The sequence below is a fragment of the Phreatobacter aquiterrae genome (genome assembly GCF_053471285.1).
Genome location: NZ_JBJPHW010000001.1, coordinates 405,974 through 427,038 on the forward strand (window position 1 = coordinate 405,974; position 21,065 = coordinate 427,038).

Consider the following 21,065-nt stretch of genomic DNA (forward strand, 5'->3'; position numbering starts at 1 on the left):
GCATAGTTTTCTCAGGGAAGGACCCGCTGATTTTGCGCAGTTCGGCCGCGATTTCCGACCTCTCGACGTAGAAGCTCTCGGGGTCGCGGTGGCTGACCGTCAGCCGCGCCACCCGCCTCGCCAGTTCCAACACGTCGAACCTGTTCGGGGCATCCGGGCGAACAACCGAACATCCAGGGGGTCCCCCTAAAGGGGGACACCCCCTATTCGATGTTCGGCTTGTTCGGCCCGTCTCGGTTCGCCCGGCCGTAAACAAGTCCTGTTGTTCAAAGGATGTTCGGCGCTGTTCGGTCATGCGATCCACACCCATTCGTCAAGGGAGCCGATGAAGCGCTGCGCCTTCAGCTTCTCCATTGCCCTTCGGAAGGCCATGCGCTGTGCGTCCGTCTCCTCGCTGCCGCTGATATGTGAGCGATAACAGAGGGTTCGCCATTCTTCGATCAAGATCGGATGGACGTTGTAGGGGATACCGGAGAGGCCGGGATGCGACCTCCCACCTTCCGCGGCGAGGTCTTGAAGCAACCGCCAGGCGAGGGCGACGCTGTCAGACATCCGAACATGCCGGCTTGTTCGCCCACTGTTCGCCACTTCGGCAGGCAGAACGATGGGGGCAGTGGTGTCCTTCCCGCTCTCGGGGTCGGTCGTCAGTGTCACGCTGCCGAGCGTGAAGGCGACGGCTGCGTCATCGGGGCCGTCGTTCGCCTTCTCGACCTTGGCAATGCGGCAGGGCTTGTCCGGGTCGTGCTCGACGCGGATGGCGGTGTCTGCCGCACCGAGAAGGGCGCCATGGCCCCGCATTCGCTGCTGTTCCGCGTGTGGGACGTGGTGGATGACGCTGACATGTGCGCCTGTGGCCTGCTGCAGCTTGGCGAGATGAGAGACCAGCGCGCCCATGTCGCGACCGGAATTCTCGTCTCCGCCGGCAAGCACCTGGGCGACGGTGTCGACGATGATCCAGACAACCGGACAGCCACAAATGTCCGCCAATGTCCGGCATGTCCGGGTCAGCTTCTCCGTATCGGTATCGGCCATGCAGAGGTCGAAGAAGCCGGTTGCGACCGCGAGCGGAAGATCGCCAAGGCCGTGGTGCTTTCGCCATGCCGCCATGCGGCGCTTGACCAGGCCGCCGCGCTCGGCGGCCACGTAGAGGACCGCGCCGCGTTGCGTCCGGCGGCCGTGCCAGTCCAGGCCGGCCGCGACGTGGCAGGCGGCATCGCCGACCAAGACCGACTTGCCGCAACCGGGAGCGCCGTAGAAGACCGACAGCTCGTTCGCGCCGAGCATGTCCTCGACCATCCAGATTTTGCGGGGCGCGGGGTCTATGTCGCGATAGAGAGTGAAGGCCACGCCGTTGTGGCGGGCGGCCTTCTCCTCGACCATGGCGGCGAAGCGCGCCCTCTCGACCTCCGCGAGGGCGGCGTCGTCCAGAGTGCCGTGCCACGCGTCCGGGTCGTGCTCCGGGAGCGGCGCGGCCATCGCCGCATCGAAGGCGTCTGCCGCGAGATTGGGGCCAGCCTCAACCCGCGCTGCGATGTCCTTAAGCCGATCAATCTCGTCCGTCATGAACGCACCTCGAATGCGAGTGTGGTGCGGTTCCCAACAGGTGAGCCGAATTCAGATAGGCGAAATTTCGGTGGGACGATGCGTCCGGAAAATGCTGGTTTCACAAGGGCTCGCCTTTGCGTCCCACCTGACGCAAAGGCTTATTGCCACGGGGCTTTTTGGCTTCGTCCCCGGGCACCATCACTTTTCCAAAGCATTGAAGATGAAGGCGTGTTCGCCTTCGGCGCCGCGCCTTTCGGTGAGGTGCGGCGGGTTTTGTTCTTTTGTGGTCCGGCAGGAGCACTCGGGCGGCGTCCATGGCGGAGTGTTGCGGCGCGCCTCGCGGCCCCGGTGAGGCTCAGGCCTGACCTCAGCTCCGGGGCGGTTCCCATCCCTGCCGCAGGAGTACATCGCCCGGCTTGACGATCTGCTCGTCAGGCCTCGGAAGCGGCCGCGGGCCGACCGGAAACCGCCTGTCGATATGCCTGTAGAGCCGTGCCGTCAGGGGTCGCTCGAGCCGCCGGTGGATGACAACCGCGAGAAGGATCGTTCCGACGAACAGCGCCAGGGCGAGAGGCCACGTATTGACCGGCAGGACGATATGGTAATGCGCCCAAATCCGGCCGGACGTTTCCCTCACCGCGAGCATGGTCAGGGGATGGATGAGATAGAGGGCATAGGACGAATCGCCAAGGATGACGGCGATCCGTCTGCCCCGACCCTGCAGGTTCCAGTCGTGCAGCACCGCCGCGGCAATGACGAGCGTCGCGGCGACGCCAAAGGTATAGCCTCGCCCCTTGACGACAGCCCAGACCGCGAAATGGAGCGAGACGAGGTAGGCGAGGGCCAGGAGGACGAGGGCGATCGCCACCCACCGGCTGATGCGCCAGCCTCTTTGGTAAATCACCGCCAGGCCCATGCCGAACGCGAACTCGACGACGATCGGGTGGGCCAGGAACCTGACCGACGAGTGCCACTGGCCGGAATAGATCTTGCCGAGGTGTACGAGAGCGATGAGCCCGACAGCAATCAGGATGAGCGCCACGCGCCGCCGGACAAGCAGGCCGAGCGAGAAGAGGAGATAGAAGAACATCTCGTAATTGAGCGTCCAGCCGACCGAGAATGTCGGCAGCACATCCCCTGACGGCCGCGCAATGGGCAGGAACAGCAGGGAGCCGATGATGTTCGGCCACGACACATTGGCCTGCGAGAATGGTTGCGACTCGAGAATGTACAGGACGAAGATGATCGTGCAGGCCCAATAGATCGGCCCGATCCTCGCAAGCCGCTTCAGGAAGAAATTCGCCGACGCGCCGCGCACCTGAAACAGCGGGGTCCCCACGTGAACCATGATGAAGCCGGAGATCACGAAGAACAGGTCGACGCCGAAGGCGCCGAGCGGCCAGGGCCATCCGACCGCCCGCTCCAGGAATTCATGGTGGATATGAGCCCATGCGACCAACGCTGCCGCAAACGCGCGAACAGCCTGGATCTCTGCGATCTGCGGCGACTTCTGCATGGCAATAGCCAATGGTGTGACCCTGTCGCTTGCGCAATCAAAAATTGCAGTGTGCGTCGTGATGTAACGCCCGAAGCAACCGCGAAGTTCATCACCGGGCGGCTGTTGACAGGCGCGCCGCCGGTCACCAGCGCCGTCAACGGCGCTCATCGATAGCTTGCCAGGCCGACATGTCGGAATTGCGGTAGCAGGTCGCGGGCGCGGCGAACAACCGCCAGCCTCGAAGGGCAGGATCGGTCGGCAATGCTCCGGGGATCGCGGCACGGGTGGCCAGTCGTCGTGGGCACGCGACACACTAGGCCGTGAGCGCCATCTTCCGCAGCAGTTCCTTGGCCCCACAAGGGATCTGTCCACGCACGGCTTCGCCGATCAGGACGAGGACGGGCGCCGCGGCCGGCAGGCCGTCGAGGCGGCCGGGAAGGTCGGAGACAGCGGAGGCGACGTGCGCCTCGTCCTCCCGCGTCGCCGAGGCGATGGCCAGCGCCGCGGTCGACGGGGCGAGGCCGGCCGCGATGGCCCTTGCGACGAACTGCGCCAGCGTGCCGCGCGGCATGTAGATCACGGTCGTCACGGCGGGGTCGGCGACGGCGCTCCAGCAGATGGTGTCGGGCAGCCGTCCGTCCCGGCTGTGGCCGGTGACGAACTGCAGGCGCTGGGCGACATCGCGATCCGTGAGCGACAGGCCGAGGGAGGCTGCGGCGCCCTGGGCGGCGGTGATGCCGGGAACGATGGTCACGGCGATGCCGGCGGCCTTGCAGGCGGCGATCTCCTCGTTGGCGCGCCCGAAGATGGCGGGATCGCCGCTCTTCAGTCGGACGACCGTCTGTCCCTCCCGCGCGAGCGACACCACGAGGTCGGTGATGTCCTCCTGGCCCACCGACGGGCCGTGGCCGATCTTGCCGACGGCGACGCGTCGCGCCTCCCGGCGGGCGAGTTCGAGCACCTCGGGGGCGACGAGGTTGTCGTAGAGGATGACGTCGGCTGATTGCAGCGCCCGGAGCGCCTTCAGCGTCAGGAGGTCCGGATCGCCGGGGCCGGCGCCGACGAGCAGCACGCGCCCCCGCCGCGGGGCGGCCTCGAGCCTGTCGAGTTCGGCGATCAGCGCCTCGCGGTCGGTCTCCGACGGCGCCCGCTCCGGCTGGGCGAGAGCCCTGTCGGTGAAGCGCTGCCAGAAGGCGCGCCGCACCGCGAAGCTCGCCTCGCGCGCCTGCACCTGCGGGCGCCAGTCGCGCGCGGCGCGCGCCCAGCTCTGCAGGCCGCGCGGCAGGAGGGCCTCGATGCGGGCGCGGATCGCCTGGCCGAAGACGGGGGCGGCGCCATCGGTCGAGATGGCGACGAGCAGCGGCGAGCGGTTCACCAGCGCGCCGAACTGGGCGTCGCAGAAGGCCGGCCGGTCGACCACATTCACCACCGCGCCGGCCGCGTGGCCCGCGGCCACGAAGGCGGCGGCCTCCGCATCGCTCTCGACGTCGGCGACCGCGAGGGCGGCGCCCGCGAGGTCGTCGGGAAGCCAGGCCCGCTCATGCAGGCTGACCGAGCCGCCTTCGGCCGCCACGAGGTCGTGGAACCGGCCGGGGGCACGGGGTGCGAAGACATGCAGGTCTGCGCCGGTCGCGGCCAGGAGCTCCGCCTTCCAGGTCGCGCCCTCGCTGTCGCCCGCCAGCACCACGCGCCGGCCCTGCAGCTTGTGGAACAGGGGCAGCGTCGCAATGGCGCCGATGCGCGACGGCTTCGTCCGGCGGGGTGCGACCGGGGCGGTCACGGCGCCGTCCTGACGACCGCCGAGACGAGGTCGGCCCGCGGCTTCCGGGGCTCTGCCGGAGCCGGCATGACCATCCACAGCCCGGCCAGGGCCAGCAAGACGATCTTGAAGATCGTGTCGGCATGCCGCACGGCCCAGTGCCTGTCGTCGGTGCTCATATGCCGCCTCCATTCTCGACGAAGGGTGCCTCGCGGCCGCTTTGACGCCAGCGGCCCCAGATGCTGCGATGGGCCAGCCGGAGCAGCGGCCTTGCCAGCGCGTCGGCCGCGGTGGCCGCCGCTGCATAGCCGGCATTGCCTGTCAGAACGCCAACCACGACCCCGAACAGCAGGGCGCTGCCCAGCCGCCAGGTCGTTGCCGGGACGATCTCCCGCTTCCACTCCGTGCCAAGGCTGCGCGACAGCATGGCATCCACCCCCGGGCTGACGACCGAGAGGCGCGGGCGGGAGGGCTGCCGGTCATCGGGAACGATGGTGCCCATGGCCGCGGTTTCATGGGTGACCTTGTCGATGAGGATGAAGGCCCCGAGTGCCGGCAGGCCGTCATAGGGCGCCGTCACCAGCGGCCGGTCGAAGCGCAGCCGCACCAGGGCGAGGTCGTTGGTGCGGAGCACCGGCCGCTCTTCCTCTGCGTAGGTGTCGATGTCGATGCCGTGAACCACCTCCTCGACCGTGGCATTGGCGCTCGCGGTGCCGACGCGGATGAGGAAGCCGCTGCCGGCGCGGATGTCGGCGGATCCCGTCACCAGGACCTGCGCCACGGTCTGCAGCCGGACGCCGACGGCATGGCGCCGGTCAGGCCGGTGCGTCACCAGCACGTCGCCCCGTGACACGTCGATCTCGCGGTCGACCACGATGGTCACGGCCTGGCCCGGGCCGGCCTGCGGCAGGTCGCCGTCGAACGTGACGATGGAGGCGACGCGGGCGCGGCGGCGCGACGGCATAACCTCGATCTCGAGGCCCGGTTCGACCGCGCCGGCGGCTATCGTCCCCGAAAACCCGCGGAAGGTCGCATCGGGCCGGTTCACCCACTGCACCGGCATGACGAAACTGTCCGCGGTCGCCTCGGTGTCGAGTGTGACGCCCTCCAGCCAGCCGAGCAGGGTCGGCCCCTCGTACCAGGGCGTCTGCGGCGACAGCGCCGCAACGTTGGCGCCATCGCGCGCCGACAGCGGAATTACCGTCACGGTGGCAAATCCCAGTCCGGCGATTGCCGTGCGGAAGTTCGCCTCGATGGACCGGATCCGTGCCTGGTCGAACCCGATCAGGTCGATCTTGTTGATCGCCACGACGAGGTGCGTCACCCCGACGAAGGAGGCGATCAGGGCGTGCCGCCGCGTCTGCGGCAGGACACCCTTGGAGGCGTCGATCAGGATGATCGCGAGGTCGGCGGTGGAGGCCCCCGTCGCCATATTGCGCGTGTACTGCTCGTGGCCGGGCGTGTCCGCGACGATGAAGGCGCGGCGCGGCGTGGAGAAGTAGCGGTAGGCCACGTCGATGGTGATGCCCTGCTCGCGCTCGGCCTGCAGGCCGTCGAGCAGCAGCGAATAGTCGAGGCCGCGGTCGGCGCGGCCCATACGCTCGCTGTCCGCCTTGAGCGTGGCCACGACATCATCGGGGATGACGCCGGATTCGTAGAGCAGGCGTCCGAGAAGGGTCGACTTGCCGTCATCGACCGAGCCGCAGGTGATGAAGCGGAGCAGCGAGCGGGTGGCCGGCGCAGCGTCGTTGGCGGCGGCGGGGGTTGCGGCCTGATCCGGCAGGGGGAGGGCGGACATCAGAAATAGCCCTCCTGCTTCTTCTGTTCCATGGAACCGGCGCTGTCGAAATCGATGAGGCGGCCCTGCCGTTCGGAGGTCCGCGACGCGCGCATCTCGGCGATGATCTCGGGGACGGTGGTCGCGGTGCTCTCCATCGCGCCGGTCAGCGGGTAGCAGCCGAGGGTGCGGAAACGCACCATCCGCTTCTGGATGACCTCGCCGGCCAGCAGCGGCATGCGCTCGTCGTCGCGCATGATCCAGGTGCCATCGCGCCAGACGACTGGCCGCTCGGCGGCGAAATAGAGCGGCACCACGGGAATGTTCTCGCGGTCGATGTAGGCCCAGACGTCGAACTCGGTCCAGTTGGAGAGCGGAAAGACCCGGAAGCTCTCGCCCTGCCGCTTCAGGGTGTTGAACAGGCTCCATGGCTCCGGCCGCTGGCTCTTCGGGTCCCAGCGATGGTCGCGGCTGCGCAGGGAGAACAACCGCTCCTTGGCGCGGCTCTTCTCCTCGTCGCGCCGCGCCCCGCCGAAAGCGGCGTCGTGGCGGCCGGCATCGAGGGCCTGCTTCAGCGCCACCGTCTTCATGACGTCGGTATGGATGCGCGAGCCCGAATCGATCGGGTTGACGCCGGCGGCGACCCCTTCGCGGTTGACATGGACGATGAGGTCGAGGTTCAGGCGGCGGGCCAGATCGTCGCGGAAACGGCCCATCTCCTGGAATTCCCACAACGTGTCGACATGCAGAAGCGGGAAGGGCAACCGGCCAGGATGGAAGGCCTTGCGCGCCAGATGCAGCAGGACGGAGGAATCCTTGCCGATCGAGTAGAGCAGGACCGGCCGCTCGCAGGTGGCGACCGTCTCGCGGATGATGCCGATCGCCTCGGCTTCGAGGCGGTCGAGATGGGACTGTGTACTCATGCGACAACCTCATGGGCCGGCGTGGCGCTGACCGACGCCGCAGCGGGCGCCAGCCGCCCGTCCGGCGTCAGGTGCAGGCCGCATTCCTTCTTCGCCTCCGCCTCCCACCACCAGCGTCCGGCGCGCTCCGGCTCTCCCGGCGCCACGGCGCGGGTGCAGGGAGCGCAGCCGATGGACAGGAAACCGTCAGCGTGCAGCGCGTTGACCGGCACGTCGTGATCCGCGGCGAAGGCGGCGACATCGGCGCGCGTCCACTGCGCGAGGGGATTGACCTTGATCAGCCCCTGCCCGCCGTCCCAGGCGCTCAGCGCCACCTCGGCGCGCGTGCCCGACTGATCGGCCCGCAGGCCTGTCACCCAGGCTGCGGCGCCGTGGAGCAGGCGGCCGAGCGGCGCCACCTTGCGCACGTCGCAGCAGGCCTTGCGGTTGTCGACGCTGGCATAAAACCCGTTGACGCCCTGGCGCGCGACGAGATCCTCAAGCGCCCCGGCCTGCGGATGGACGGCGCGAATGCGCAGGCCGTAGCGCTCCTCGGTCCGCGCCCAGACATCATGGGTCTCAGGGAACAGGCGTCCGGTGTCGAGCGTCGCGATCTCGATGTCGAGGTGCCGGGTCGCGATGATGTGGGTGAGAACCTGGTCCTCGATGCCGAAGCTCGTCGTGAGCACGATCCGCCCGTCCACGCGACGGCGCAGCGCGGTGAGCGTGCGACCCGGATCGCCCGGATCGATGTCGTGGAACAGGTCGTCGGCCCCGGCGATCATGACGAGGGTCCCGCCGTTGGGCCGCGCGCCCCGCGCCGGCGGTCGAGGATGCTGGCGCCCGCGCCGTAGCCGCGCTGATAGGTGGCGCTGTAGGAGGCGAGCATGGCCTGCCACTGCTCCGCCGGCTGGCGGGCGGCGAGCGCCTCCGGCACCTCCACCTCATCGAAACCGCAGGCGACCAGATGGGTGAACTGGTCGGCGATCACCGGTCCGACGGCCCGCACCGCCCCCAAAAAGCCGGCTTCGCGCACTTGCCTGGCAAGGCTGAAGGCCCGACCGTCATTGAAGGCGGGAAAGGCGATGGCGACAAGATCGAGCTGGCCGAGGTGGAGACGGATGTCGGGAAGCCGCGCCGTGTTGGCGATCTCCAGGCCGATCTGCTGGGCACTGGAGCGCGCCGCGAGCGCCGCGGGAAGGTCGTCGAGGCCGACGAGAACATGCTCCGCGTCCGACAGCTCGCCGGCTGCGATGCGGACATAGGGGTCTGGCCGGAGGCCTTTGACGTCAAGCAGCGGCATCGGCGGTCTCGTTCTGGCGGACGTCGAGGAAGCGGGTCTTGAACGGCTCGATGCCAAGGCGTCGCACTGCCTGGCTGAAGCTCTCACCGTCGCGGCGATGGTCGAGATAGACGGCGACGAGGCGCTCGATGGCGTCGGGAATCTCGGAGGCCGGAATGCCGGGGCCGAGGAGCTGGCCGATCGCGGCGTGCTCGGTCGCGTCGCCCCCCAGCGTGATCTGGTAGCTCTCCTGCCCGCTCTTCTCGAGGCCGAGAATGCCGATATGGCCGACGTGATGGTGGCCGCAGGCATTGATGCAGCCGGAGATCTTGATGTTCAGCTCGCCGATGTCGCGCTGCCGCTCGGCGGAGGCGAAGCGGTTCGAGATCGCCTGCGCGACGGGGATGGAGCGCGCCGTCGCCAGCGCGCAGTAGTCGAGGCCGGGGCAGGCGATGATGTCGGTGATCAGGCCGGCATTGGCTTCCGCAAGACCCGCTTCGGCCAGCCCCTGCCAGAGCGTGAAAAGCGCGTCCTGCCGGACATGGGGCAGGATCAGGTTCTGCTGATGACTGACGCGGATCTCGCCGAAGGAGTGGGCGTCGGCGAGGTCGGCCACCGCGCGCATCTGCTCGCTGGTGGCATCGCCCGGCACGCCGCCGATGGGCTTCAGCGACACCGTCACTGCCGCATGGCCGGGCTGGCGATGCGGGAAGACATTGGTCCCGGCCCACAGGCCGAAGGCGCGGCTGCGGGCGCGGTCGGCAAGGTGGCGACGGCTGACGGCGGGCAGCGTCCCGAAGGCCGGCGGGGCGAAATAGGCCTCGATCCGCTCGACCTCGTGCCGGTCGGCGCCGATCGCGTCCGGATCGACGGCGGCGAACTCGGCCTCGACGCGGGCTCGGAACGCCTCGATGCCGATCTCGTGGACGAGAATCTTGACCCTCGCCTTGTACTTGTTGTCGCGCCGACCCTCAAGATTGTAGACGCGCATCAGCGACTGGAGATAGGCGAGCAGGTGCGGCTTCGGCAGGAAGTCGCGCACCACCTTGCCGATCATCGGCGTGCGGCCGAGGCCCCCGCCGACGATGACGCGGTAGCCGACCTCCCCGGTCTCGGGATGGCGGCGCACCTGGAGGCCGATGTCGTGGGCGCGGATCGCCGCGCGGTCGTGCTCGGCGCCCGTCACCGCGATCTTGAACTTGCGCGGCAGGTAGTCGAACTCGGGATGCATGGTCGACCACTGGCGGATCAGTTCCGCCGTCGGCCGCGGGTCCTCCACCTCGTCGGCGGCGGCGCCGGCAAAATGGTCGGCGGTCGTGTTGCGGATGCAGTTGCCGGAGGTCTGGATGCAGTGCATGCCGACATCGGCGAGCAGGTCGAGGATGTCGGGGATGTCACGCAGGCGCGGCCAGTTGAACTGCAGGTTCTGGCGCGTGGTGAAATGGCCATAGCCACGGTCATAGCGCTCGCCGATCAGCGCCAGTTGCCGCAACTGCTTCGAGGACAGCGTGCCATAGGGGATGGCGATGCGCAGCATATAGGCGTGGAGCTGCAGATAGACGCCGTTCTTCAGCCTGAGCGGCTTGAACTCGTCTTCCGTGAGAGATCCGTCGAGGCGGCGTTCGACCTGGGCGCGGAACTGCGCCACGCGCTCCCGCACGAAGGCCTCGTCGAACTCGTCATACCGATACATGGCTAGCTCCGGCGCAGATGGGGGTAGTCGGCCTGCTTGCCGAGGTCGGGGCGGATGGACGGGCCCGAGATCTTGAAGCGCTCGCGGAAATGGTTCGGCACCGGCAGGCCGTCGTCGCGCAGCGTGACATCGACCAGATAGGCATCGACGACCTCGCCGCGCGCGAGAGCCGTCGCCGCGACATCCTCGAGCGCGAGGGCGGCCGGCTCATCCTCTGCCACCAGCGCCTCCGCGGGATCGCGCGACCAGCCTGCGCCCGACCGAAAGACGACGTCGCCGTCCTTCAGGTCGTTGGCCAGCAGGATCGCGGGGAGGAGAATTTTCTGTTTTCCAGGCGCCATGAAAAGCTCCGCCGAGCGGCCGGGGGATGTCGAACTACGTCAGAATAGTTCGATATGACAACGGGTTAAGTGACTTTCCGAGAAAATAAGAACCAGCTTCGGTGGTCCGCTCAGGAAAGAGGATTTGCATCTCCGAACGGGGTTGCCCGGGAGGTGACTATTCTCTGCGGCGCATCGCGCATTGCCGCTGTGCGGGCGGAGGCATCCGCCGCACGGCGGGAGACGCGATGACAGCGCCTGAACTGTGGTAGGTTCATCGGGCCGGCGACGGGCGCTGCGTCTCTGTGCTGCCGGAGCGAATTCTCCTCTCGGCCCGACAAGAGAAGGAATTGTTGTTTGCGCCCGGTTCTCTGGCGGGGAAGCAGTGTCTTTTTTCTCGTCTTGATGCGAATTGCGGTTGATTGACGGGCTGTGTTGGCATCGTCTGTGGCGCATTCACCGACATCGGGAGACGACAATGTCGAGCCATTTTGACGCCCCCTCGCGGCGCTCCATCCTTGCAACGGGCCTCGGTCTGGCGGCCGGCATCGGCACCTCCGCCCTGCCGGGCGGTCCTGCCACGGCGCAGGCTCCGGCGCCCGTGACCCTCGTCAACGTGTCCTATGACCCCACCCGCGAACTCTACCGCGTCATCAACGAGGCCTTCGTCCGCCATTGGCGCGAGAAGACGGGCCAGCAGGTCACGATCCGGACCTCGCATGGCGGTTCCGGCCGGCAGGCGCGCTCCGTCATCGACGGCCTCGACGCGGATGTGGTGACACTGGCCCTGGCCGGCGACATCGACGCCATTGCCCAGCACTCCCGGAAGCTGCCGGCCAACTGGCAGACCCGGTTGCCGAACAATTCCTCGCCCTACACCTCGACCATCGTGTTCATCGTCCGCAAGGGCAACCCGAAGGGCGTCAAGGATTGGTCGGACCTAGCCAAACCCGGCGTCGGCGTGGTGACGCCGAACCCGAAGACGTCGGGCGGCGCGCGCTGGAACTATCTGGCCGCCTGGGCCTACGAACTGGCCCGCACCAACAACAACGAGGAGGCCGCCAAGCGCTTCGTCGAGGCGATCTACCGCAACGTCTCCGTGCTCGACACCGGGGCCCGCGGCTCGCTGACCACCTTTGCCCAGCGCAATGTCGGCGACGTGTTCATCTCGTGGGAGAACGAGGCTCATCTCGCCCGCAAGGAATTCGGCGAGGACAAGTTCGAGATCGTGTTTCCAACGTTGTCGATCCTGGCGGAGCCGCCGGTCACCATCGTCGATCAGGTCGTCGACAAGCGCGGCACGCGCGCCGTCGCCCAGGCCTATCTCGAGTTCCTCTACACTCCCGAGGCCCAGAAGATCATCGCGCGCAACTTTTATCGCCCGAACCGGCCGGAACACGCCGACGCAGCGGATCTTGCGCGCTTCCCGCAGATCAAGCTCGTCACCATCGACGGCGTCTTCGGGGGCTGGGCAAAGGCCCAGACGGTCCACTTCTCCGACGGCGGCGTGTTCGACCAGATCCACCGCCCCGGGGCTGCGAGCCGATGACGGCTCTCGCTTTCCCGGCCTGGGCTCTTCCGAGAGCGAAAGCGAGCGCCTTGCCCGGCTTCGGCCTGACGCTCGGTTTCACTCTGGCCTATCTCTCGCTGATCGTCCTGATTCCGCTCGCCGTGCTGGTCTGGCGCGCGTCCGGGGTCGGCCTTTCCGGGCTGTGGGACATCGCCACCACGCCACGCGTCAGGGCCGCGCTCGAGACCAGCTTCTACCTGTCGCTCGCGGCGGCGCTGCTGAACGCCGTCTTCGGCGTCGTCATCGCCTGGGTGCTGACGCGCTACCGGTTCCCTGGCCGTGCCGTTCTCGATGCCATCGTCGATCTGCCCTTCGCCCTGCCGACGGCGGTTGCCGGCATCGCGCTGGCAGCGATCTACGCGACCAATGGCTGGGTGGGGTCGGTCCTTGACCACCTGTTCGGACTGAAGGTCGCCTTCACCCCCTACGGCATCTTCGTCGCGCTGGTCTTCATCGGCCTGCCCTTCGTCGTGCGCACCGTGCAGCCGGTTCTCCTCGACCTCGACAAGGAGGTGGAGGAGGCCTCCGCGACACTCGGCGCCAACCGGCTCCAGACCATCGTGCGGGTGATCCTGCCGACTCTCGTGCCCGCGATCCTCACCGGCTTCGCGCTCGCCTTCGCCCGCGCTGTCGGCGAATACGGCTCCGTCATCTTCATCGCGGGCAACATGCCCTTCATCTCGGAGATCGCCCCTCTGCTGATCATCGTTCAGCTCGAGGAGTTCAACTACACGGGGGCAACCGCCATCGCGACCATCATGCTCGCCATTTCCTTCCTCAGCCTCCTGGTCATCAACCTGATCCAGGCGTGGAGCCGGAGGAGGCTTGGTGATGTCTGACGTTCCGGGCAGCAGTCGCCCTGCCTCCACCGGCGAGCCGCGCTGGGTGCAATGGGTCCTCATCCTCGTTGCGGTCGGCTACATGGCCCTGATCGTGCTGCTGCCGCTCGGCGCGGTCTTCACGGAGGCGCTGCGCAAGGGGTTTGGCGCGCTGCACGAGGTCTTCGCCGACGAGGCGACCTATTCCGCCATCTGGCTGACCCTGACCGTCGCCGCCATCACGGTGCCGCTCAATCTCGTCTTCGGGGTCGCCGCGGCCTGGGCCATCGCCAAATTCGAGTTTCCCGGCAAGAGCCTGCTGATCACCTTCATCGACCTGCCCTTCTCGGTCTCGCCGGTGGTCTCCGGTCTCGTCTTCGTGCTGCTCTTCGGCGCCCAGGGTCTGTTCGGTCCCTGGCTCGACACCAACGACATCAAGATCATTTTCGCGCTGCCGGGCATCGTCCTGGCGACCACCTTCGTGACCCTGCCCTTCATCGCGCGGGAGCTCATTCCGCTGATGCAGGAGCAGGGAACGAGCGAGGAGGAGGCGGCCCTGACGCTCGGCGCCTCGGGCCTGCGCGCCTTCCTGACCGTCACCCTGCCGAATGTGCGCTGGGCGCTGCTTTACGGCGTCCTGCTGTGCAACGCCCGGGCCATGGGCGAGTTCGGCGCCGTCGCCGTCGTCTCCGGCCATATCCGCGGCCAGACCAACACCATGCCGCTCCACGTGGAGATTCTCTACAATGAGTACAATTTCGTTGGCGCCTTCGCCGTCGCCTCCCTCCTCGCCCTCCTTGCTCTCGTCACACTCCTCGGCAAGTCTCTTATTGAATGGCAATACGGCGACTCGCTTGCAGGGCATCACCGGCATTGAACAACAGGGCAGGACCGGGATTGGCGTTCGCGGCGTCGCGAAGCACTTCACCGGCACGCGCGCCCTCGACGGCATCGACCTCGAGATCCGGCCGGGCGAACTGATCGCCCTGCTCGGTCCGTCGGGCTCGGGCAAGACGACGCTCTTGCGCGTGATCGCCGGCCTTGAGCCGATTTCGGCCGGGCAGGTCCTGTTCGGAGCGGAGGATGCGACATCCCTCAGCGTCCAGGACCGCCAGGTCGGCTTCGTCTTCCAGCAATACGCTCTGTTCCGGCACATGACGGTAGCCGACAACATCGCCTATGGCCTGACCGTGCGGCCTCGCGCGCAGCGTCCGCCGCGGCAGGAGATCCGCCGGCGGGTGCAGGAACTGCTCGATCTGGTTCAGTTGCCGGACTTTGGCCGCCGCTTCCCCGGCCAGCTCTCCGGCGGCCAGCGCCAGCGCGTCGCCCTGGCGCGTGCTCTGGCCGTGGAGCCGCGCGTGCTGCTTCTCGACGAGCCCTTCGGCGCCCTCGACGCGCAGGTGCGCAAGGACCTCCGACGCTGGCTGCGCGAGATTCACGACAGGACCGGGCACACGACGATCTTCGTCACCCACGACCAGGACGAGGCGCTCGAACTCGCCGACCGTGTCGCCATCCTCAACCGTGGCCGGATCGAGCAGGTCGGCTCTCCGGATGAGATTCTCGATACGCCCGCTACGGCCTTTGTCGCCGGCTTTGTTGGCAACGCCACGCGCCTGCCGGTGGTCGTCGAGGGCGGTCTCGTCCGCGCGGCTTCCGCCGTGATCGGTCCTGCTCCCGCCGGCCGCAGAGATGGACCGGCCTGGCTGTTCGTGCGGCCGCAGGACGCGGCCGTGGACAGGTCCGGCGCCACCGGCCTCACGGGCACCGTGACGGGTGTCACCCGCGCCGGTGCCAGCCGCAGGCTGGATGTCCTGCTCGACCGCGCGCTGCCCGCCCTTGACGTGGAGGTCGCTCTTGCGGAGAGGTTCGCGCGGGGCGACACGGTCGGCCTCCGGCTTGATACGAGCCGGCTCTTCGACCGGGATCGGGAGGACTGATCCCGCTGAGCCTGACACGGCCCAGCCCGGCGGCGAGCCCGCGCGCGGATGGAGCCTTGCCATGATATCCAGGCGATGGTCGGGCGCGTGGACTAGCAGGCGGACCCTCAGGCGTTGCGCATGTGGTGCGCGAGGGCCTCGACCTGCGGCAGAACGGCCTCGCCGAGCGCGCGATCTTCGACGGTGTCGTCCCAGGCCCTGAGGAAGCACAACAGCCAGCCCTCGACCTCCGGCGTGCTGATGCGGGCGGAGAAGTGCCGGCGGCGGAGCATCGGCGCACCGTGACGCTCGACGAACAGCGGCGGCCCGCCGAGCCAGCCGGACAGATATTCGAACAGCCGCTGCTCGGCGCGCTCCAGGCTCGGCGGATGCACGGCACGGCAGGCCGCCGCCTCCGGCAGGCTGTCCATCAGCGCGTAGAAGCGGCGCGTCAGGCGCCGGATGCCGTCCGCGCCGCCGATCAGGTCATAGGCCGACAGGGGAGCCGGCTGCGCCGGCCGGTCCGCCGTAGTCCCCAGTCGGGGCCGGTCGGGCGCGGTCTGCTCCCCGCCTTCGGCACAGGGAGATCCCTGGCTGACCGAGGCACTGCGACAACTCATTGAAATCCTCCGTCTGCGGGGCTGCCATGCGCGACACGCCGGCGAATGTGGGAATCGCTGCGCAGATTGCACTTGATCGGCATCAACCGGCTGGCCGCCCGACCCTCTGGGTTCCTATCGCGGTTCGCGCGGCCTGTCTCGAGCCGGTGGGCCGCGCCGCCGGAACGCCGGTCGCCCGCTCGACAGGCAAGCCTGCGCCGACGCGGTTTCAACTTATGCGCGCTATCGAACATAGTATTCGTGTTGGCGGAAAGTGTAACGGCGAGGCCAATTACCATTAATTGCTTGTTAATTGTGCAGGGAGCATTTTACAGAATCAGTGGATCAACTGAAGAGCAGCCGATCCCAATGGCAATTGCGACCTCCCCCGATCGCGAAAACGATGTCAAATTGTTCGCTTGAATGCGAATAGTTGGAGAAACGGCATGAACAACGCTCCGGGAACCTTTCCGCCTGACATGTCGAGTGACCGTGAAACGCGCATGCGTTTCATGCGCATCGATGAAGAGACCGGGCAATTGCTGCGCGAACTCTGGGCCATCGTCGAGCCGAAGCTGCCGACGATCCTCGATGGCTTCTATCGCCACGTCACCAGCGAGCCGAAGCTTGCCGCCCTGGTCGGCAGCAACATCCCGCGGCTGAAGGCGGCACAGGGCGGCCACTGGGCCAAGCTGTTCGCCGGCACATTCGACCCCGCCTACATGGACGGCGTCAGGACTATCGGGCTGGTTCACAACAAGATCGGCCTCGAGCCCCGCTGGTACATCGGCGGCTACAGCTTCGTGCTGTGCCAGCTCACCGACATCGCCATCGCCGCCTACAAGTGGAAGCCGGGCAAGCTGTCGCGGATACTGGTCGCCCTGAACACCGCCGTCTTGGCCGACATGGACCTGGCCATATCGGTCTATCAGGATGCGCTTCTGGCCGACCGCCAGCGCCGCCAGGCCAAGATGCAGGAGGCCATCACCGACTTCAACGGGGAGGTCACCGTCGCCCTGAAGGCGCTGGACGGCTCATCGCACACGCTCAGCGCCACGGCGAACGGGCTTGCCGCCAATGCCGAGGAGACCACCCGGCAGGCGACGGCCGTGGCGGCGGCCTCCGAGCAGTCCGCCTCCAACGTCCAGACCGTCGCCGCCGCCTCGGAGGAACTGTCGACCGCGGTCCGCGAGATCGGCCGGCAGGTGGATCAGCAGACCACGGTGGCGACCCAGGCGGTCAACCAGGCGCGTCAGTCCAAGGTGACCATGGATGGCCTCGCCGAGACGGCGCACAAGATCGGCGAGGTGGTCAGCCTGATCGCCAACATCGCCGGCCAGACCAACCTCCTGGCGCTCAACGCCACCATCGAGGCGGCGCGCGCCGGCGAGGCGGGCAAGGGTTTCGCCGTGGTGGCGAGCGAGGTGAAGAGCCTCGCCGGCCAGACCGCGAAGGCGACCGACGAGATCAGCCAGCAGATTGCCGCCGTGCAGGCCGCGACGCAGCAGTCGGTGGTGTCCATCACCGGGATCGGATCGACCATCGAGGAGATCAACTCGATCACCACCAGCATCTCCGACTCGCTTGCCCAGCAGCAGGCCGCCATCGAGGAGATCGCCCGCAACATCCAGGAGGCGGCGCGCGGCACGCAGGAGGTCTCGAGCAACATCTCCGGTGTCAGCGACGCCGCCGCCGACACCGGGGCGACCTCGTCGACCATGCTCGACGCGGCGACCAACCTCTCCGATCAGGCCCGCAACCTGCGCGAGCAGATCGGCCGCTTCTTCGAGACGATCAAGGCGGCCTGAGCCGATAGGGGCCGGCGTCTGCCGGCGACACATCGAAGAACGGGGTCCGGCTTTCTTGAAGCGGGCCCCGTTTTCGTATCCGGCGGATGTGTGCCGCGGCGCCTACCGCGTGATGCGCACGTTGGTCAGCGACAACGCGATGTTCTTGAACGCATCGGCCAAGGACTGGCGGTCCTTGGCGTCGAAGGCATGGCCGGGCGAGGTGGCGCAGTTGCGCATGGCCGACATGGCGACGGGGTCGGTGATGTCGAAGGCGACCGTGAAGATCTCGATCTGCTGCTGCTTGGCGTAGGTGCAGATCGCGTTCATGTCGGAATAGGTCTGGGCAAGCTGGTTCGCCTGGTTCGTCGCATTGCCGTTGGGGGCGAGGTGGCGACCGTCGGCGGTGTTGAAGCGCAGCGTGTTGGCGCCGTCCGTCATCAGCACCATGACCTTGCGCGGGCGGCGGTTGCCGGCGTCGTAGGCGGCGCCCTCCGAGAAGGGCGCGGACGGCGACAGGACGTTGACGCCCCAGATCAGGCCGCTGGGAATGTAGGTGGACGGCTTGTAGCTGCCGACATTGACGATCATGTTGCGAATGGCAGAGACGACCGTCGACTGGCTCGCGGTCAGCGGCACGATCGGATTGAGGCAGTTCTGGCTTGTGGCGAGGTAGCCCGGATAGGGCGTCGAGGGCTGGGTGTCGTTCAGCCGCAGCGAGCCCGAGGTGCGCGAGCCGACGCAGCCATACCAGCGATAGTGGGTCGTGCCGCCGCCCGAGCAGGATTCGTAGGGCGCGACCGTCTGATCCACGCAGGTCGAAGGCGTGCAGTCATAGGTCTCGGAGCGGCCGTCGACGACACGGGTGCAGGTCTTGGCGGCGCCTTTGGTGCAGACGGATTTCGTCGTCTTGGTGACGCAGGTCTTTTGGCTGGTGACGCTGTAGTCGGCGGGCACCGACAGCCAGGTGGCGTTGCGATTGGCCGTGCCGACATTGACGTAGTCGGCATAGGGCACGACGCCGATCTTCACGTCGGCGTTGGGGTCCTGGCGCAGGGCGACGACGAGGTCTTCCGCCGACTGCTTCAGCGCGACCAGCTTGTCGCCGACCATGGACCAGGTGTTGTCGAGCACCAGCACCAGTTCGGTCGTGCCGTTGAGGCCGCGAATGGCCCTCGCCTCCGCCCGGTAGGGCAGGGTGTGGATGCCGGCGATGCTCATGAATGTGGTGGGCACGGCGCCGGTGATGGCGAGCGTCACCTCGCGCTTGCCGGACTGGTAGGCGAATTCCGTGATCCGCGAGCCGTCGGCGTTGGAGCCGCGCAGATTGGCCGTGGCATAGCTGTCCGCCACCAGCTTCATGCTCGGTTCGGACTCGATGCGCGAAGAGGCTGCCGCCAGCGCCGCGGCATCGGCCGCCGACTGGGCCGCGGTCCTGGCAGAGGACAGGCGCGAATAGTCGACGCCCGCGCCGATCCCGATCAGCAGCGGCACCGCGCTGATGGCGAAGAGCACGGCGACGACGCCGGACGTGTCGCGGCGGGCACGGGACAAGAAGGCGGTGAAGGCTTCGCGAAGGCGGGCGAGGGGCATGGGGAACGTCGCTCGGTTGGCTTCGGATCGTGAAACAACTCGATACCCCGTGCGCGTTGAACAATCCCCTAAGGGAAGCCCGACGCGTCCGCGACGTTTGGAAGTGGTGAATGATCCGGAAGTGGTTTCGGTGAACCGGGACGCGGGCGCGGCCGCCTCCGTCCTCAGCCGCCGAGGCGGCAGATGGACCTCAATTGCCTGGCGTGCTGCGACAGAGGCGTCACGTCATAGGTCTGTTCGACGGCCGGAAACTTGATGAAGACCTGCGCCGCGCCTGCGATATCGGCGAGGAACAGTTCGGCGAAGCGGGCCGTCACGAAGGCCGAGAACTGCGTTACGCGCCAGCGGATGGGTTTCAGCGGTCCATTGTCGACGCTGTAGTGACCGTCGAACGTGCCGCCCGGAACCTCCGGAAGCCGGTAGCCCGGCGCAAAGGAGACGAAGGCCGCGCCGGCGCTGCACAGCATGGTCAGCCGCTCGCCGGAGCTGCGGTAGGACATCTCGATCGCCGGCCCGGACCCGGACGATTCCTGCAACTCGCGCACGCGCCATTCGGCATGCGCCGTCCCGGTCCCTGCCGCGACGGCGCCGATGCAGAGCGCGCCTTGCATGATACGTCGCATCATGACGCGGCCGGGCAGTTGCAGTGATCGGCGAACATGGACGCTCTCGCCGCGGACAGGGGACCGGTGGGGGGATGTGCCTGGCATCGAGACCGGCCCCGCGAACCCGCTCTCAACCAGATGATGCAACGGCAGTCTTCTGCACCGTCATTGGTGCGAAGACAATAGTGCGGACAACATCCGGAAACAGTTCAGGTGCAGCTACACTTGATCACGGTATCAGGGTGCCGCGTTTTTGTCATTCCGCCCGTCCGGCTGTCACGACCCCTCGTTCAGGCGCCTGCGGCGTCGAGCGCCGCCATGTCCTCGGCGCTGAGGCTGACCGAGGCGGAGCGGATGAGGCTCTCCATCTGCTCCAGCGTCGTGGCGCTGGCGATCGGCGCGGTGACGGCCTTCTTGTGCATGAGCCAGGCGACCGCCACCTCCGCCGGCTTCGCGCCGTGCGCTGCCGACACCGCGTCCAGGACCTTGAGGATGCGGAAACCGCGCTCGGTCAGGTAAGGCCTGACGCCGCGCTCGCCGCGCGGGCTCTTCCCCAGATCCGCCTCCGAGCGGTACTTGCCCGAGAGGAAGCCCTTGGCCAGCGAGAAGTAGGTGATGACGCCGATATCCTCGGCGAGGCAGAGATCGGCCAGCGGCCCCTCGAATTTCGCCCGGTCATGCAGGTTGTATTCCGGCTGCAGCACCTCGTAGCGCGGCAGCTTGTGCGCCCCCGCCGCCTCCAGCGAGGCCTTGAGCTGGTCGGCGTCGAGGTTCGAGCAGCCGATGGCGCGCACCTTGCCCGCCTTCACCAGCTTCTCGTAGGCACTGAGCGTCTCCTCGTAGGGCGTCTCCGGGTCCGGCCAGTGCGACAGGTAGAGATCGATCACGTCGGTCTGCAGGCGCCTCAGCGAGGCTTCCACAGCCTCGGGGATATAGCGCGCCGAGAGGCCCTTCTTGCCCTCGCCCATGGGCGAGCCGACCTTGGTGATCAGGGTGATCTTCGAGCGCGTGCCGCGCGCCTTCATCCACTTGCCGATGATGGTCTCGCTCTCGCCGCCGGAATGGCCCGGTGCCCAGGCGGAATAGACATCGGCGGTGTCGACCGCGTCGAAGCCGGCATCGACGAAGCGGTCGAGCAGCCCGAAGGACATGGCCTCGTCCGCCGTCCAGCCGAAGACATTGCCGCCGAAGACGAGCGGGGCGATGGTGAGGCCGGTGCGGCCGAGGGGGCGTTTCGTCATGGGCTGGCTCCGGGTCATGGCGGCCTCCTCGGCGGATTTGGATCACGAGGCGGCGAGATTAACCCCACCCCGCCATCCCGGGACAAGTTGCCCGCCGGATTCTGTCAGCATGGCAGCCACGCGAGGGGGCGAAACGAGGCGCAGGCTGGCTTTGCCC

The 21,065-nt window shown here is 67.6% G+C and carries 19 protein-coding genes; 5 read left to right on the forward strand and 14 right to left on the reverse strand.

Annotation, left to right across the window (positions count from 1 at the left end; all coding sequences use genetic code 11):
- Positions 1-291: 291 nt before the first annotated feature.
- From ACJ4V0_RS01930 to ACJ4V0_RS01975, 10 genes are all read right to left on the reverse strand, one after another.
- Positions 292-1,563: an AAA family ATPase gene (locus ACJ4V0_RS01930; protein ID WP_448297856.1), complete on the reverse strand. Its 1,272-nt coding sequence runs from the start codon at positions 1,561-1,563 to the stop codon at positions 292-294.
- Between the two features lie 349 nt (positions 1,564-1,912).
- Positions 1,913-3,211: an acyltransferase family protein gene (locus ACJ4V0_RS01935; protein WP_448297857.1), complete on the reverse strand. Its 1,299-nt coding sequence runs from the start codon at positions 3,209-3,211 to the stop codon at positions 1,913-1,915.
- 145 nt (positions 3,212-3,356) lie between these two features.
- Entirely contained in the window at positions 3,357-4,823 is a 1,467-nt protein-coding gene (gene cysG, locus ACJ4V0_RS01940; RefSeq protein ID WP_448297858.1) for a siroheme synthase CysG, read from the reverse strand.
- Positions 4,820-4,981: a hypothetical protein gene (locus ACJ4V0_RS01945; protein WP_448297859.1), complete on the reverse strand. Its 162-nt coding sequence runs from the start codon at positions 4,979-4,981 to the stop codon at positions 4,820-4,822. Before ACJ4V0_RS01945 ends, cysG begins: the two co-directional genes overlap by 4 nt.
- Entirely contained in the window at positions 4,978-6,600 is a 1,623-nt protein-coding gene (gene cysN / locus ACJ4V0_RS01950; protein WP_448297860.1) for a sulfate adenylyltransferase subunit CysN, read from the reverse strand. The genes ACJ4V0_RS01945 and cysN overlap by 4 nt, the downstream gene beginning before the upstream one ends.
- Positions 6,600-7,502, reverse strand: a complete 903-nt coding sequence (gene cysD, locus ACJ4V0_RS01955) for a sulfate adenylyltransferase subunit CysD (protein WP_448297861.1) — start codon at positions 7,500-7,502, stop codon at positions 6,600-6,602. The genes cysN and cysD overlap by 1 nt, the downstream gene beginning before the upstream one ends.
- Positions 7,499-8,266, reverse strand: coding sequence for a phosphoadenylyl-sulfate reductase (locus ACJ4V0_RS01960; RefSeq protein WP_448297862.1), 768 nt, complete (start codon positions 8,264-8,266; stop codon positions 7,499-7,501). Before ACJ4V0_RS01960 ends, cysD begins: the two co-directional genes overlap by 4 nt.
- Positions 8,263-8,784: a DUF934 domain-containing protein gene (locus tag ACJ4V0_RS01965; protein WP_448297863.1), complete on the reverse strand. Its 522-nt coding sequence runs from the start codon at positions 8,782-8,784 to the stop codon at positions 8,263-8,265. The genes ACJ4V0_RS01960 and ACJ4V0_RS01965 overlap by 4 nt, the downstream gene beginning before the upstream one ends.
- Positions 8,771-10,456, reverse strand: coding sequence for a nitrite/sulfite reductase (locus tag ACJ4V0_RS01970; protein ID WP_448297864.1), 1,686 nt, complete (start codon positions 10,454-10,456; stop codon positions 8,771-8,773). The genes ACJ4V0_RS01965 and ACJ4V0_RS01970 overlap by 14 nt, the downstream gene beginning before the upstream one ends.
- 2 nt (positions 10,457-10,458) lie before the next feature.
- Entirely contained in the window at positions 10,459-10,797 is a 339-nt protein-coding gene (locus ACJ4V0_RS01975) for a DUF2849 domain-containing protein (protein WP_448297865.1), read from the reverse strand.
- 457 nt (positions 10,798-11,254) lie between these two features.
- Here ACJ4V0_RS01975 and ACJ4V0_RS01980 point away from each other — a divergent pair, with 457 nt between their 5' ends.
- From ACJ4V0_RS01980 to ACJ4V0_RS01995, 4 genes are read left to right on the forward strand one after another with little or no spacing between them, the layout of a single operon-like run.
- The gene (locus ACJ4V0_RS01980) at positions 11,255-12,325 is read left to right on the forward strand and encodes a sulfate ABC transporter substrate-binding protein (RefSeq protein WP_448297866.1); all 1,071 of its coding nucleotides are present in this window, start codon (positions 11,255-11,257) and stop codon (positions 12,323-12,325) included.
- Positions 12,322-13,185: a sulfate ABC transporter permease subunit CysT gene (gene cysT / locus ACJ4V0_RS01985; protein WP_448297867.1), complete on the forward strand. Its 864-nt coding sequence runs from the start codon at positions 12,322-12,324 to the stop codon at positions 13,183-13,185. The genes ACJ4V0_RS01980 and cysT overlap by 4 nt, the downstream gene beginning before the upstream one ends.
- On the forward strand, positions 13,178-14,041 hold the full coding sequence (cysW, locus tag ACJ4V0_RS01990; protein ID WP_448297868.1) for a sulfate ABC transporter permease subunit CysW: 864 nt from the start codon (positions 13,178-13,180) through the stop codon (positions 14,039-14,041). The genes cysT and cysW overlap by 8 nt, the downstream gene beginning before the upstream one ends.
- Positions 14,037-15,104, forward strand: a complete 1,068-nt coding sequence (locus ACJ4V0_RS01995; RefSeq protein ID WP_448297967.1) for a sulfate/molybdate ABC transporter ATP-binding protein — start codon at positions 14,037-14,039, stop codon at positions 15,102-15,104. Before cysW ends, ACJ4V0_RS01995 begins: the two co-directional genes overlap by 5 nt.
- 107 nt (positions 15,105-15,211) lie before the next feature.
- On the opposite strand, the gene ACJ4V0_RS02000 is transcribed toward ACJ4V0_RS01995, so the two are convergent.
- Complete coding sequence (locus tag ACJ4V0_RS02000) at positions 15,212-15,622, reverse strand: group II truncated hemoglobin (protein WP_448297968.1); 411 nt, start codon at positions 15,620-15,622, stop codon at positions 15,212-15,214.
- Between the two features lie 563 nt (positions 15,623-16,185).
- On the opposite strand from ACJ4V0_RS02000, the gene ACJ4V0_RS21545 reads away from it, so the two are divergent.
- Positions 16,186-17,490 (forward strand): methyl-accepting chemotaxis protein, encoded by a 1,305-nt coding sequence (locus ACJ4V0_RS21545; RefSeq protein WP_527248922.1) that lies wholly within the window; start codon positions 16,186-16,188, stop codon positions 17,488-17,490.
- A 102-nt stretch (positions 17,491-17,592) separates the two neighbouring features.
- Here the strand turns inward: ACJ4V0_RS21545 and ACJ4V0_RS02015 are convergent, their stop codons facing one another.
- The 3 genes from ACJ4V0_RS02015 to ACJ4V0_RS02025 all read right to left on the reverse strand — a co-directional run bounded on the left by ACJ4V0_RS02015 (position 17,593) and on the right by ACJ4V0_RS02025 (position 20,908).
- Complete coding sequence (locus tag ACJ4V0_RS02015) at positions 17,593-19,062, reverse strand: TadE/TadG family type IV pilus assembly protein (protein WP_448297869.1); 1,470 nt, start codon at positions 19,060-19,062, stop codon at positions 17,593-17,595.
- A gap of 164 nt (positions 19,063-19,226) precedes the next feature.
- Positions 19,227-19,673, reverse strand: coding sequence for a hypothetical protein (locus tag ACJ4V0_RS02020; protein WP_448297870.1), 447 nt, complete (start codon positions 19,671-19,673; stop codon positions 19,227-19,229).
- 284 nt (positions 19,674-19,957) lie between these two features.
- Positions 19,958-20,908, reverse strand: a complete 951-nt coding sequence (locus ACJ4V0_RS02025) for an aldo/keto reductase (RefSeq protein WP_448297871.1) — start codon at positions 20,906-20,908, stop codon at positions 19,958-19,960.
- Positions 20,909-21,065 lie beyond the last annotated feature (157 nt).

Bases quoted from the DNA above. Each gene is read 5' to 3' on its own strand.
- ACJ4V0_RS01975 (WP_448297865.1), bottom strand. From the start codon at position 10,797: ATGGCGCCTGGAAAACAGAAAATTCTCCTCCCCGCGATCCTGCTGGCC.
- ACJ4V0_RS01945 (WP_448297859.1), bottom strand. From the start codon at position 4,981: ATGAGCACCGACGACAGGCACTGGGCCGTGCGGCATGCCGACACGATC.
- ACJ4V0_RS01960 (WP_448297862.1), bottom strand. From the start codon at position 8,266: ATGATCGCCGGGGCCGACGACCTGTTCCACGACATCGATCCGGGCGAT.
- ACJ4V0_RS01980 (WP_448297866.1), top strand. From the start codon at position 11,255: ATGTCGAGCCATTTTGACGCCCCCTCGCGGCGCTCCATCCTTGCAACG.
- ACJ4V0_RS01935 (WP_448297857.1), bottom strand. From the start codon at position 3,211: ATGAGCGCCGTTGACGGCGCTGGTGACCGGCGGCGCGCCTGTCAACAG.
- cysD (WP_448297861.1), bottom strand. From the start codon at position 7,502: ATGAGTACACAGTCCCATCTCGACCGCCTCGAAGCCGAGGCGATCGGC.
- ACJ4V0_RS01930 (WP_448297856.1), bottom strand. From the start codon at position 1,563: ATGACGGACGAGATTGATCGGCTTAAGGACATCGCAGCGCGGGTTGAG.
- ACJ4V0_RS02015 (WP_448297869.1), bottom strand. From the start codon at position 19,062: ATGCCCCTCGCCCGCCTTCGCGAAGCCTTCACCGCCTTCTTGTCCCGT.
- cysW (WP_448297868.1), top strand. From the start codon at position 13,178: ATGTCTGACGTTCCGGGCAGCAGTCGCCCTGCCTCCACCGGCGAGCCG.
- ACJ4V0_RS01970 (WP_448297864.1), bottom strand. From the start codon at position 10,456: ATGTATCGGTATGACGAGTTCGACGAGGCCTTCGTGCGGGAGCGCGTG.
- ACJ4V0_RS01965 (WP_448297863.1), bottom strand. From the start codon at position 8,784: ATGCCGCTGCTTGACGTCAAAGGCCTCCGGCCAGACCCCTATGTCCGC.
- ACJ4V0_RS21545 (WP_527248922.1), top strand. From the start codon at position 16,186: ATGCGTTTCATGCGCATCGATGAAGAGACCGGGCAATTGCTGCGCGAA.
- ACJ4V0_RS02020 (WP_448297870.1), bottom strand. From the start codon at position 19,673: ATGCAAGGCGCGCTCTGCATCGGCGCCGTCGCGGCAGGGACCGGGACG.
- ACJ4V0_RS02025 (WP_448297871.1), bottom strand. From the start codon at position 20,908: ATGACGAAACGCCCCCTCGGCCGCACCGGCCTCACCATCGCCCCGCTC.
- cysN (WP_448297860.1), bottom strand. From the start codon at position 6,600: ATGTCCGCCCTCCCCCTGCCGGATCAGGCCGCAACCCCCGCCGCCGCC.
- cysT (WP_448297867.1), top strand. From the start codon at position 12,322: ATGACGGCTCTCGCTTTCCCGGCCTGGGCTCTTCCGAGAGCGAAAGCG.